Genomic DNA, 11291 nt, shown 5'->3' on the forward strand with positions numbered 1-11291 from the left:
TCTTATAACTTTTTAAGCAGCGCACCAACCCATCCAGTAACTGTAGACCAGTTTTGAACCACCCATACGCCAGCACTTGTAGTGATTAATACACCAACCATTTTTCCCACACTTAGTTTCATGAGGTGTTTTGAAATCAAGAGCATAGCAACAATGAATATAAATTGTGTAACAACCTGTTTACCCCAACTTTGGACACCGCCCAATGTTGGTAAATCTGTTTTAGCTCCCAATACAAGAAAATCTAAAAATTCCATGTATCCCACTCCTTATTGATGTTTTAGTTTGTTTACATAATACTGACCGGTATTTTTTGTAACGAACAAAGTGAAACGCTCTTTCACTGGTATGTTTGTTTCTTTTTCTTTGAAAATGATCACAGAAGATATTTCAAAACCATCACCGTTTTTGTAAATACTGACGTTTTCGACATCACCAAATACCAGATGACCATTTAAAGTCTCTGGTGTTTTCATGACATATGACATATCGTCCTTTGTTTCTTCGGCGTATTTCCGAAAAAACGTATTCACAAATTCTTTTATGGCTGCTGTTTGATCTCCGTCATATTCCTCACGATCTTCTTTGGTAATATCAATATTGCCTTTGAGATCATATATTTCCGAAATATAGGGAGTGCCGCTAACTGCAAATTGGTCTCCCTTGTTTTTCACTGGAATGTTCAGTAATGCTTGTTTTTTAATTTCATGTTCCTTCTTTTTCACCTTTACAATGTTTGAATACTCGATTTCGTATTGAAATAAAGTTTCTTCTTTCTCCTGTTTCACATTGTAAAGAGTGTAATTATTTAAAACTCGATCACCTTGTGCGCCAGAGATATCAAACAAAGTTTCTTGTTCTGTTTCATCGCTTTCTTTAGCAAGATAAGCCATTAATTTTTTATGACGCTGTTCAATAGCATCATTATCATTTTTTACGTTGATATATTCAGTTACGAAACCCGACAAAAAACGTTCCCCTGCCACAATAGACACTTCTTCTTTTTGCTTACTGTTTTGCGTTTGCTGTCTTTCAATATCATTTAAAGCTGATCTTGTGCTAATAGACAGCAGCACAGAAATGAAAGCAAAAAAGACAAGCGCTCCAATCATAGACCATACTCCGACAGCAATGATTTTTGAACGATCTTTTGGAATTGATTTTGGCTTTTTTTCTGGTTTTTTAACCTCTTTCAGCTTCTTCTTAAAAGCTGATAATAATGAGTTGTTTCGAATGGCCATCTTACCACCATGTTTCTTTTCCTTCTTCAAGTTTCACCCTCCTTTTTTAAAAAATTAAGAGCAAGCCCCGAAAGACTTGCCCTAAACAGTATTACTTCTTAAAAACACCTAAAAACATATCCTTCGCCATGCCTAATACATCATCAAAAAATTCTGGGAAGAAAGCTTTTAATGCTCCCAAAGCGACCGCAATTAACACCGCCGCTATTGCTCCATAACCAATTTCCGTAGTATGTTGTGATATCATTTTTCATTTCTCCTTTAATTATCTTTTTTTAATACATTCCTTCTGTAATACGATCCACCATTACTTGAATACCTGTTTTAAAAGCAGGGTAATGGCTTCCAAACATAGAAAGACATAAACCTAAAATGCCAATCCAAACGGAAAGCATTCCGATTCTAATGATATGACCACCCATTTACCTCCCCCCTTACCTAATTAAAGACAGCGCACCTCCTCTTACTTCGATCACTTCTTTATGATCTCGAAGCTGAAAATTATAAGTTGTGCTAATTTTATAAGAGACCTCGCTCCCATAAGGTAATGTCTTATTCAAAGAATCACTTTGAATTTGAAAAGTGCCCCCATACGCTTCTTTATTCTTCTTCTCAATTTCCTTAAGTGCATTTGAATTCAACCCTCCATTTCTCTCAATTTGATAGTTAACTTGTTGTTTGAAATCATTAGTCTGATTCATTCGAATACAAAAACCCGCTACATCCAAGATCAATATGACTGACATGCACGCAATATAGATTTTTAAAGGTGTCATCAATAATCCATCTATCATTTAACCGCCCCCAAATTGCATAGACATGATACTATCCACCAGAAGCGAGATAAAAAAGACAAGCACTACACCAATTACAGGCAATGTTAATTTCATTGGATAGTTAAAGAACTTGCTATGTTTAAACTCTATAATGTCGTCTACCACCATAAAGGATTGTTCGCTTGTCATCTTTCCAAGCTGGTAAATGATCGTATCGTCATTTGAATTTTGATGATACTCAAAGAGCGTTATCATAAAGAGCTTTGACCTATCGCTGCCACTCGTTCTTTTGGCAAAATCAATAAATGGTTGAACATCATCGGGACGCTCATGCAGGTCTATCAACAGGTCTCGTAAAGCCCCTTTTAAAAAGCCTTCCTCCACTCTCTCCCCCATCTTCTCAAACGCCTTATAGATCGTTGTTTTGTTTTCTAATAGATAAATATAAATCTCTTTAGAAAACTTTATGAAGACTAGCTCTTTTTGAAAGCGAGCAACATTATATTTTGATTTAACCTTCATATACTCCAAGTAATATACAGCAGCAGCAAGACCCAAAAACACCAAAGGTAGGAATGGTTTCAAAGCGAATACAGGAATACCCAACAGCAAAAATATGCCCGCCTTAAATAAACGCTTCTTTTGGAAAGTTTTAATATTGGTTTCGTTTAAGTAGTCAATCATGTCCTTTAAATCGCTTTCTGCGATTTTTTCCCAAAAAGAAAAGACCGTCTTAGATCGACCGTCTGAATTGCGTTTCTTCTTTTTACTTTTCATGTTTTAAATTTTCACCTCCGTTATGGCATCGTCAAAGAATTTTTTGTTAAAAGAGTGATAGATTCCAAAGATGATCAACAGATACAAGGAACTTGTAATCATTCCAAAGGGAGTATGTGCATAAATGTCGATGAATTTTTGCAAGGTAAACGAAAACATTAAAGCAGCAATAAACCCAACAGAATAAAAGATCATTGTATTAAAATCCCGTTTACGGGCTTTTTTCAACTGAATAAATTTATCCTGCTTAATTAGAATTTGATTGTGATGATCTTTAGTATCTTTCAGAGACTTTATAGGTGTACGTCCTTCTACAAACATAATAGCCAATTGTTCTAGATACTGATCGAATTGCACATCACTTTTATAAAAATCCCTCAATTCACGAAAAGCCTCAATTATTTCTGTTTCAGACCCATCAACCAAAACAGTCCGTAAGTCAATGAGCTTTTTTTTCAACTCCCCTTCTGCATAACCAGAAGATATAGAGAACGCTTCTATTAATGTCATGTTCTCATTGGTTAGCATTTGCGTGATGTTATTTAAGAATCTGTTTCTTTCATAGAGGGCATCCTTTTCGTAATCATTTTTTACTTGCTTCTGCAATAAAAAGAACCAACCATACAAGCTGCCAATAAAGCCGCAAATCAAAGCCACCCACAAATAATGAAAGAAGAGATATGAAAATCCACCAAAGCAAAGAAATGGAATCAAAGCGAATTTTGCATACGCCACCCCTTTCATTGGTTGCCCAAACGCTTGGGACATAGCATGAATTTCATCTAATCTATACAGCTTTTTCTTACGAAATGGTTTCATAAACCCCCCACCTTGCTTTAATCTGCTCTTGAAGTTCCAAAGGAACTTTTCTTTCCATCATTCGTTTGAAGAAAAGATCACTTAACTCTCCATAGTGATACTTATGTCCATCATTAGTTAAGTCACACCTAAAAACCGTCAAGGTTTCGCCATTAGGCAAAAACTCCACGATTTCTTGTTGATACCTTCTAGTAGAGCCGTCATCTTCTTCTGTTTTCTCAATATGCGCTCCAAACCCTAAATTTTTGCTCAAGTCTTCCAACATGGATGTTTCATTTATCTGATAACCCATTTTCATCATATTAATGTATCTTGATTTAATGGCACGTGCATTCACAGCGTGCAGCGTGGTAATAATTTTGTGACCAGTTAAAATCCCTTGCATCATTTCATAGGCTTCCTGTCCCCTAGTTTCGGATACAAGTAACCATGTAGGGTTATTTCTTAAAGCCGCTTTCACCAAATCCTCAATACTTACAGAAGAATTAGTTATCCATGACTTAATATTTTTTTCAGGGTATAAGATTTTCACATGACTTTCAGGCGTATCTTCAATCATTATTACCTTCTCTTTATAAGGCACATGTGATAGTAACAATTTTTGAAGTTCTGTTTTTCCTGTACCAGTCGGACCACTGATAGTCACATTCGATTTTGATGCTATTATCGCTTCAAACAAGTTAAAAATATCCATAGGAGCAAACGCATCAAAGTTATCTTTACGAAGCGCCAATCTTGGCTCTACAATGCGTAATGCAATTGTAGTACCATATTGTGCTATGTCCTTATGAACCGCATTCAAGCGCAAATTAGAATAGGTTGCATCCATAATTGGAGACTTTGGAGAAAATTCTTCTCCAACAGCATTCGCAAATTTTTTGATAATCTTAACAATATCTTTTTCATCCATTTCTCCATGTCTATGCATTCCCCTAATCGTTTCAACTTCAAGGTGCGTGCCATTAAAAGATATATCCGTTACATCTTCATATTCTTTAACAATCGTTTCAATGATGCCTAAACCTACGATTTCACTTACGACATAAGAAACTTCATCTTGATTAAGAGCAGAAAAATCATTTTTGACTTTTTCACTGATCTTCCTTCTAGCTCCAACATCAACAAAAGCTTTCAGCAATTCAGATGGATAGTTTCGTCTCAGATGTGTCCTCACCTTAACCACCAATTGTTTTCGTTCATCTACCGCAGCATTATTCATTTACGTTCCCCTTTCGGTCTATCGACAACTAATGTTGTCCGATAGGTTTTCTTTTTTCCATCGGTCAAAGCAATTTTTACAGCTTTCATCTTTCCGTCTGCATCTTTTAGATACTTATAATCGAAAGTTGTCTTCCCTAGATTCACGTTGGATTTTTCTTTTAACGAGCTTTCAAAATTCAATTCAAAAGCCCTTTCCGATAATTCAACTCTTCCTTCTTCAGTACGGATGCTTTGATCCACATTTTTAAGGCTTGCTATGCTTGCAGATTCGTTCATTGAGCTTATAATGCTATGTTGCCTATAATCAGTCGTATAGTAATAGACTAGAATACCAACAACAAATACTGAAAACACCAGTATGATCATTTTTAGGGGTAATTCCTTCAAATCCCCTCCCTCCTTTCAATGAAATAATAGTTCAGATCAATCCACCCTTTCTTTCTTTTCTAACCAAAGACAATCAAAGCGACAAACAGGTAAAGCAGCTATAGGCGTTCCGATTTCTTGAGTCGGTCCATTAATTGTAAAGAAGACTCGCAAAATATAAGAGTCTTCTCCTTCCTCCAAATTGCCCTCAACCTCAAATGATTCAGCCCCACTTGCAACATTCTCTCGTAAAGCTCTCAAAAAAGAGCCACTAGGCGATTGAGAACCAACCCTTTGCAGCTCTTTTTGAAAAGTAGATATGTTTTCAAAAACAAATGACATTTTGTTATTCTCCTTTCTTTAGTTTTGCAACTCAAAGCCAGTATATAAGACGTCTATATATGTTTCTCCGTCTCTTGTTTCTGGAAGCAGAACCTAAAAATCCACTTCCAAAATATATTCTTTATCATGCATTTCAATTTTCTTTTGAACGGAAATTGTTCCAAATAGTTCTTCAACCCTTGTAGACCTCATCCGATCTGTCGCTTCTAACCAGATGCTTTCCCATGCAATTCTAGCCTTTTTTTCAATTTCCGATAGAGCTTGTGCAAATTGCAAACCATTAGCAAAATGTAAAATCAATGTTGTTTCCTCCCTTTAAAAATTAATTTTGGACTTCATGACCAGAATAGATGACACCAACATACATTTCTTCGCCCCTGTCTTCTGGAGGCTTAACTTGGAAATCTACTTTCAGATTACTTTCTTTACCTTCCAACATAATTTTCTTATGAACCGTAATGCTTTCATCAATGATTTTAGAAAACATTATTTGTTGGCCCACTTCCAACCAGATACTTTCATTTAAATTACCTGCTCTCTTTTCAATATCCGCCAAATCTTCATCAAAGTGCGTAGGGTTTTCCAATAATATATTTAACATTCTTATTCCTCCTTTTTTTAGAAACAAAAAAGGACAGTCTTTTGACTATCCTTTTAAATCATTCATTTAGATTACATTCTGTTTGCTGTTTCTTTTTTAATATAACGTCTTTGTAAAAAATAACCACACAACCGCTTGTTAGAATAGCAAAAAGAAATTGACTAGCGAATGCAGAAACATAATCTTTTTCCAACACAGAATGAAACAAAATCACAAAAAAACCAAATGACCATAAGAAATAACTTGTAATCCAAAGAAAAGCACTAACTATTTCAGTCATTTTTATTAATTTATCCAATCATAAACACCCAATTTCTACAAATAATCATCCCCCTATTCCCCCACTCATGGGGGACTCCCTCGCCGGTAGGCAGCTCAAAAGGTGTGGTGACCTTTTGAGACATTAAAAGGGTTTGGGGGGGCGCTGATTGTTTCAACTCCTTATCCTCACTACGTTCCGGTACCGTTGACACAAGCAATATTCGCTTCACCTGTGTTTAATAGTGGTTAGAGTTTAACGAGACATAACCCAATCTAAATCCTTTTTAGTCCATCCTTCTGGCAGACCATTAGGAAATGGATTGTCAGCATAAACAGGTTTGAGCAACACTTCATCCTGATCTATCGTCTTTGAATCCATGTGAGCATACATGGACGCATAAAGCTCCAATTGTTCGGTGACTTCTGTCTTTATTAAATTTACACCCATTGGCTTTGACTTGATTTTCGTTTCGTATTTCCCCAAGTCTGACCAAATTGGAGTATAGAATTTACGACCGCCATCTACCAGATCATACGAAATTCTTTTGTCTTTGCTTTCTACTTGATCATCACTAAACAGGTTGCCTGTGTGTCGTTCCACATTGATATGAGGAAGCTCATACACAAGGTCATAGACTGACGTTTCACCTTGCTTCTTGTTGGCGGATGATGTCTGTTCCATAGGGATCATTGAACGATCGCCTTTTTTTGTGTACACCAAATAACTATCGACTAAACGTGTGGGAACTTCAAAGTCAAATGATGGCTTAATACTGCCGCCAATTTCATTTTCATAGTGAAGATCAATTTCCCTCATGAATCCATAGCCTGTTTTCTTCTTTTCAATTTTCTTCAATGGAAAAGCCAGTCTTTCATAATAGACTTTTCCTGTTGTGGGTGTTTTCTCTGTCATGACAACACCCTTATAGGACAGTTCCTTTCCTTTAGATGAACTTGCTTTAATCGTTTTTTCGCTTGCTGCATATCCATCCGTACTTAATTCGGATGCAGCAGCATCAATTTTAAAATCATTTTTGTTGAAGTTTGTGAATTTCAAAGTGTAAAGAGCCTTGTCATTAACCTTCAAATACTTCGAAGGGATTTTCATATCAATCTTCTTAGGCAATTCTTTTACGGTATACGTTTTTGACGTGACCTTTGTCGTGTCTCGATATAGCCCCACTGTGATTTTTTTGTCATCCATATCTTTCAAGCTAGACTTGTAATTCAATTCTTTTGATAGATACACTTTGACAGGAAGACCCTTTTCCCATTGCGCTGTATAAATTTGCAGCTTATCAAATGATAACTTTGCCAATGGCTTATCATAATGATAATTGATAACGATATTCTTACCGCCAATCGTTCCATTTTCTTTGTCTCCTGTTGTCTTTACATAACGATACGTGTATTCACCATCCTTAATTGTGGGATGTTTTTCGGTATACTTTTTACCACGCACCTTTTTGTACTTCTTAGATTCTTTTATCTTTTCACCTGTGCGATCATCAAAATAATTTACAATTATAGATCGCTCCAAATTGTAATAAAACTTGATCGTCACATCTTTGTTGCCCAATGTCCCTGCTTTCTCCTTCCGATCAACAGGGATGAATTTTTCTTTTCCTTTAGTGATAGACGCTTTAGGCGCAAATGAATACGCCGAACCTATGTTTCTTGTGTAACTCTCCTTTTCCAAAACTTCTCCAGAATATTTATCAATGTGCTGCACATTGATTTTCTTCTGGCGCACTTCAAATTTTGCTGAAAGAGAAGTGTACTTGACAGGATCATCCCAAACTTTAATAAAACCTAAAACCTGTGTATTCCCACCTTGCGGCTTTGTAATCATAGGCTGAAACGTTTTCATATCACTCTTTAACTTTCCAGTAGTGTAAGCCAAGGCTTTATCCAGACCTGCTTCTAAGTGAATTTTTTCACCACCAAAGACACGTGCTTTACCACCAGTCACCTTTTTACCTGTAGTCTCATTCACCATTGTTATTCCCTTGGGAATATTCAACTCTACACTATTTTTCTTAATCGCCTTTAAAGTAGTAGATTGGGAGATTTGTTTATTACCCTTAACACTAACCGACAGATTTTTAAGACTAAAATCAACATCTGAATTTAGACTTTCACCATTCACCACTAAGTCCCAAAGCTTATCATATTTAGGTAAATTTTTGCCGGAATCTCCACCTGAATATATCCTATCCAGAATTAATGAAGTAGTAACAATCCCTTCATTCTTATTCTTAAAGATGTTTTCCTCTCCACCCCAACCATAATACAAAGCCCTTTGCACCTTCGCATTATCATATGGCGTTGCTTCTTTATATTTAGAACCAGTAGGAGGTGACTGCTTAGAGTGTTGAAAACAAAAAGCTTGCAAACCATTCACCCTAAAATCCCCGACAACTGAACCACGAAAGGAAATAGCACCTTTATATTCTATCCTTACATCTGCCGCTCTTGCTGAAATTGGCTTCAAGAATGAAAATAGCCTAGGTACAAAACTATTTTCGGTTTGTATATCACTTTCCACTAAAAGGACTTGATCGGCGTCACCCTTTTTAATCAACCCTTCCATCGTAGCCTTTTCACGCTTACCATCAACTAACATATAAAGAACTTCACCATTCAATTCCAAGAAGCCTTCGCTATTAACACCAAAACTCTCTATTCCCACATTAGTCTTTAATGAATTGTTTTGAGGTAATAGTGCGCAAACAAGTAAAAGTAGTATAACCGCCAGATATTTATTACTCCAGACTGGCGAATTTTTATTCATCATGACACCTCACTTTTCCTCATAATAAAAAGGCATCTTATAAAAGATACCTTTCCATGAAAATTTATTTATTCAGTTCATCCCACGGAACACCATCTAAATCATTTGCATCTACAGTGTACTCGTTATAAGTTCTTCCCGAACGGTCACCCCCATGGTTCTTAATGTCTCCGCCATCAGTTCTTTTTCCTGTTGCAGATGTTCCACCAGAAGGAGACTTTTTAGGAACAGCAGTTGATTTTTTAGGCGCACTGGATTTACTTTGATTTGAACCGCCATTACTCACGTATTTCTTTTTTGGCTGAACATGACTTTTTGAAGGACTGGAAGAACCAGTTGTATTTCTATAAACCTTTGGTTGTTCTTTCTTCACTACTGGCGCTTTACTAACGCTGCTATTGTTAGTCTTTTTTGTTTCACCAGAAGCAACAATTCTTTCTTTTTGTTGCGGCTGCTGCTGATCACTAACGACCTGCTTTTGCTGTTTTTCGACTTTCTTTACCTTTTTAGGCTTTTTCTCCTTAACTTCTTTTACCTCTTTTACTTCCTTCTTCTTCACTTTTTCTTTTTTCGGTTTAAGTTTCTTAGTTTCTGCCTTTGTTTCTTTTACAATAGTTGTTTTTGGTTGCTGTTTATCTTGTGTCTCCTGCTTTGCATTAGCAGCAGAGAAACCCCAAATAGTTCCACCAACTAATACGCCCGCCAACCCTAGACTAATTACAACTTTTTTCGCTTTCATAGTCTCCCCGACCTTTCTCTTTTCGTTTTATTCTTAATACAATTATACCATTTTTTGTGGTTTTTTTACATCAAAATTTTGAGTTTTTTCCAAATAATTGATGTGATTTAGCACTTTATTATATACCTGTCGAACACTACTTTTATCAATGAATATCTTTGTACTGGTCATTCGTCCGTCATCCATAAATTTCGTTTTGTAAAATGAATAACGATATTCTGAATAACCTTTTATTCGCTCTCCCTCAACCACTAAAAACCATTCTCTACTTATCTGCCTTACATAAACCTTAGAAGGAACACCTACCATAAAACCCAAATTAAATAGTCTATGATCTAACCCTTTCCATTGGCTCATGATGGCTCACCTATTCCACCAGTCAACAACAAAAGCAATTCCATTATGCAGGAGTAAAAAAACTAATAGAAACATGCCAACGATATAGAAGAAAGACATTTCTAAATCGCACATTTTCCTAATTAATCTTTTAAGCAAACTATCTTTTTTCACATAATGATATATATGCGTAAAGATCACACATATAGGACCAAACACAAAAATAGTTATTCCTAATGCATTCATCAAATCACTTTGTTGAACATAAAGAAAAGAAGCTAAAACCGCCACTAAAAGATATAAGCTAATCAACAAAGAAAGTATCGGAACTAATATTGAAAAGCAAATATAAGAGAATTTTTGATACCCTTCATACTTCATACGGCTTCATCCTTCTCAATAGAAAGATCAATGTCCTTTGTTAAAACTAAAACTGCCTCAGCAATGTTTTTATAGTTAGGCTCATTGGACTCAACAACAAGAATTTTTGTGTTTAATTTACTCGCCAAAGTCATCCCCCCATACTTACACAGCTTCATCCAATCGAAGCCTTTTGAAATTCAAAACAACATAGTCACCTTGCTGCTGATAATCCGTAATGAAGCTAATTCTTCCTAATACGCACCTTCCTGTATAATCCCCATCTTTATACTCACGTAACTGAATCAAATCCCCCATTTTAAAGTCCCTATCATTTTTTCGTATTTCAAAGCATTTGTGACCTGTTTTACAAGCCCAAAAGTATTGAGGTAGTATTTTTAATTCATGAAATCCTTCCTTCAAGAAAATCTCCCCTTTCTTATCCAAACAAAAAAGGACAGTCTTTTGACTATCCTTTAAGAACTCATCCCCCTAGTCCCCCGATTCTTCGGGGGACTCCCTCGCCGGTAGGCAGCTCAAAAGGTGTGATGACCTTTTGAGACATTAAAAGGGTTTGGGGGCGCTGATTGTTTCAACTCCTTATCCTCACTACGTTCCGGTACCGTTGACACAAGCCACATACGCACCACCTGTGTTT

General features: G+C 36.2%; 19 protein-coding genes. All 19 read right to left on the minus strand.

Translation table 11 applies throughout. From position 1 onward, the window contains the following. Positions 1 to 2: 2 nt before the first annotated feature. The gene (locus tag R0K30_RS17855) at positions 3 to 257 is read right to left on the minus strand and encodes a hypothetical protein (protein WP_041092938.1); all 255 of its coding nucleotides are present in this window, start codon (positions 255 to 257) and stop codon (positions 3 to 5) included. Between the two features lie 12 nt (positions 258 to 269). Continuing rightward, on the minus strand, positions 270 to 1241 hold the full coding sequence (locus R0K30_RS17860) for a conjugal transfer protein (protein ID WP_410612113.1): 972 nt from the start codon (positions 1239 to 1241) through the stop codon (positions 270 to 272). Positions 1242 to 1332: 91 nt separating this feature from the next. Further along, positions 1333 to 1488, minus strand: a complete 156-nt coding sequence (locus R0K30_RS17865; RefSeq protein ID WP_410612049.1) for a hypothetical protein — start codon at positions 1486 to 1488, stop codon at positions 1333 to 1335. Between the two features lie 28 nt (positions 1489 to 1516). Then, positions 1517 to 1663 carry a hypothetical protein gene (locus R0K30_RS17870; protein ID WP_410612051.1) on the minus strand — a complete coding sequence of 49 codons (147 nt, stop codon included), beginning with the start codon at positions 1661 to 1663 and terminating at the stop codon, positions 1517 to 1519. Positions 1664 to 1675: 12 nt separating this feature from the next. After that, positions 1676 to 2035 carry a hypothetical protein gene (locus tag R0K30_RS17875; protein WP_410612053.1) on the minus strand — a complete coding sequence of 120 codons (360 nt, stop codon included), beginning with the start codon at positions 2033 to 2035 and terminating at the stop codon, positions 1676 to 1678. Continuing rightward, entirely contained in the window at positions 2036 to 2794 is a 759-nt protein-coding gene (locus R0K30_RS17880; RefSeq protein ID WP_410612055.1) for a hypothetical protein, read from the minus strand. A gap of 3 nt (positions 2795 to 2797) precedes the next feature. Beyond that, the gene (locus R0K30_RS17885) at positions 2798 to 3613 is read right to left on the minus strand and encodes a hypothetical protein (RefSeq protein ID WP_106067413.1); all 816 of its coding nucleotides are present in this window, start codon (positions 3611 to 3613) and stop codon (positions 2798 to 2800) included. Further along, positions 3597 to 4832 (minus strand): ATPase, T2SS/T4P/T4SS family, encoded by a 1236-nt coding sequence (locus R0K30_RS17890; protein WP_410612057.1) that lies wholly within the window; start codon positions 4830 to 4832, stop codon positions 3597 to 3599. Before R0K30_RS17890 ends, R0K30_RS17885 begins: the two co-directional genes overlap by 17 nt. After that, positions 4829 to 5221, minus strand: coding sequence for a hypothetical protein (locus tag R0K30_RS17895; RefSeq protein WP_410612059.1), 393 nt, complete (start codon positions 5219 to 5221; stop codon positions 4829 to 4831). The genes R0K30_RS17890 and R0K30_RS17895 overlap by 4 nt, the downstream gene beginning before the upstream one ends. A gap of 36 nt (positions 5222 to 5257) precedes the next feature. Continuing rightward, positions 5258 to 5542 (minus strand): hypothetical protein, encoded by a 285-nt coding sequence (locus R0K30_RS17900; protein WP_410612061.1) that lies wholly within the window; start codon positions 5540 to 5542, stop codon positions 5258 to 5260. Between the two features lie 93 nt (positions 5543 to 5635). Next, on the minus strand, positions 5636 to 5842 hold the full coding sequence (locus R0K30_RS17905) for a hypothetical protein (protein ID WP_410612063.1): 207 nt from the start codon (positions 5840 to 5842) through the stop codon (positions 5636 to 5638). A 22-nt stretch (positions 5843 to 5864) separates the two neighbouring features. Then, positions 5865 to 6143: a hypothetical protein gene (locus R0K30_RS17910; protein ID WP_410612065.1), complete on the minus strand. Its 279-nt coding sequence runs from the start codon at positions 6141 to 6143 to the stop codon at positions 5865 to 5867. 58 nt (positions 6144 to 6201) lie between these two features. Further along, positions 6202 to 6441 (minus strand): hypothetical protein, encoded by a 240-nt coding sequence (locus tag R0K30_RS17915; protein ID WP_410612067.1) that lies wholly within the window; start codon positions 6439 to 6441, stop codon positions 6202 to 6204. Between the two features lie 216 nt (positions 6442 to 6657). After that, entirely contained in the window at positions 6658 to 9198 is a 2541-nt protein-coding gene (locus R0K30_RS17920) for a thioester domain-containing protein (RefSeq protein ID WP_410612069.1), read from the minus strand. Positions 9199 to 9262: 64 nt separating this feature from the next. Further along, complete coding sequence (locus R0K30_RS17925) at positions 9263 to 9937, minus strand: hypothetical protein (protein ID WP_410612071.1); 675 nt, start codon at positions 9935 to 9937, stop codon at positions 9263 to 9265. A 42-nt stretch (positions 9938 to 9979) separates the two neighbouring features. Then, positions 9980 to 10294, minus strand: a complete 315-nt coding sequence (locus tag R0K30_RS17930; RefSeq protein ID WP_268496440.1) for a hypothetical protein — start codon at positions 10292 to 10294, stop codon at positions 9980 to 9982. Between the two features lie 6 nt (positions 10295 to 10300). Beyond that, positions 10301 to 10654, minus strand: a complete 354-nt coding sequence (locus R0K30_RS17935) for a hypothetical protein (RefSeq protein WP_410612074.1) — start codon at positions 10652 to 10654, stop codon at positions 10301 to 10303. Beyond that, positions 10651 to 10782: a hypothetical protein gene (locus R0K30_RS17940; protein ID WP_410612076.1), complete on the minus strand. Its 132-nt coding sequence runs from the start codon at positions 10780 to 10782 to the stop codon at positions 10651 to 10653. The genes R0K30_RS17935 and R0K30_RS17940 overlap by 4 nt, the downstream gene beginning before the upstream one ends. A gap of 16 nt (positions 10783 to 10798) precedes the next feature. Further along, positions 10799 to 11056 carry a DUF3850 domain-containing protein gene (locus tag R0K30_RS17945; RefSeq protein WP_410612078.1) on the minus strand — a complete coding sequence of 86 codons (258 nt, stop codon included), beginning with the start codon at positions 11054 to 11056 and terminating at the stop codon, positions 10799 to 10801. Positions 11057 to 11291: the final 235 nt, after the last annotated feature.

The sequence above is a fragment of the Bacillus sp. SIMBA_154 genome (assembly GCF_046536015.1).
In the GTDB taxonomy this organism is placed as follows: domain Bacteria; phylum Bacillota; class Bacilli; order Bacillales; family Bacillaceae; genus Bacillus; species Bacillus pumilus_P.

Coding starts and splice junctions, on each gene's coding strand:
- R0K30_RS17885 (WP_106067413.1), bottom strand. CDS start 3,613: ATGAAACCATTTCGTAAGAAAAAGCTGTATAGATTAGATGAAATTCAT.
- R0K30_RS17870 (WP_410612051.1), bottom strand. CDS start 1,663: ATGGGTGGTCATATCATTAGAATCGGAATGCTTTCCGTTTGGATTGGC.
- R0K30_RS17920 (WP_410612069.1), bottom strand. CDS start 9,198: ATGAATAAAAATTCGCCAGTCTGGAGTAATAAATATCTGGCGGTTATA.
- R0K30_RS17910 (WP_410612065.1), bottom strand. CDS start 6,143: ATGTTAAATATATTATTGGAAAACCCTACGCACTTTGATGAAGATTTG.
- R0K30_RS17880 (WP_410612055.1), bottom strand. CDS start 2,794: ATGAAAAGTAAAAAGAAGAAACGCAATTCAGACGGTCGATCTAAGACG.
- R0K30_RS17875 (WP_410612053.1), bottom strand. CDS start 2,035: ATGATAGATGGATTATTGATGACACCTTTAAAAATCTATATTGCGTGC.
- R0K30_RS17900 (WP_410612061.1), bottom strand. CDS start 5,542: ATGTCATTTGTTTTTGAAAACATATCTACTTTTCAAAAAGAGCTGCAA.
- R0K30_RS17860 (WP_410612113.1), bottom strand. CDS start 1,241: ATGGCCATTCGAAACAACTCATTATTATCAGCTTTTAAGAAGAAGCTG.
- R0K30_RS17890 (WP_410612057.1), bottom strand. CDS start 4,832: ATGAATAATGCTGCGGTAGATGAACGAAAACAATTGGTGGTTAAGGTG.
- R0K30_RS17935 (WP_410612074.1), bottom strand. CDS start 10,654: ATGAAGTATGAAGGGTATCAAAAATTCTCTTATATTTGCTTTTCAATA.
- R0K30_RS17865 (WP_410612049.1), bottom strand. CDS start 1,488: ATGATATCACAACATACTACGGAAATTGGTTATGGAGCAATAGCGGCG.
- R0K30_RS17925 (WP_410612071.1), bottom strand. CDS start 9,937: ATGAAAGCGAAAAAAGTTGTAATTAGTCTAGGGTTGGCGGGCGTATTA.
- R0K30_RS17855 (WP_041092938.1), bottom strand. CDS start 257: ATGGAATTTTTAGATTTTCTTGTATTGGGAGCTAAAACAGATTTACCA.
- R0K30_RS17930 (WP_268496440.1), bottom strand. CDS start 10,294: ATGAGCCAATGGAAAGGGTTAGATCATAGACTATTTAATTTGGGTTTT.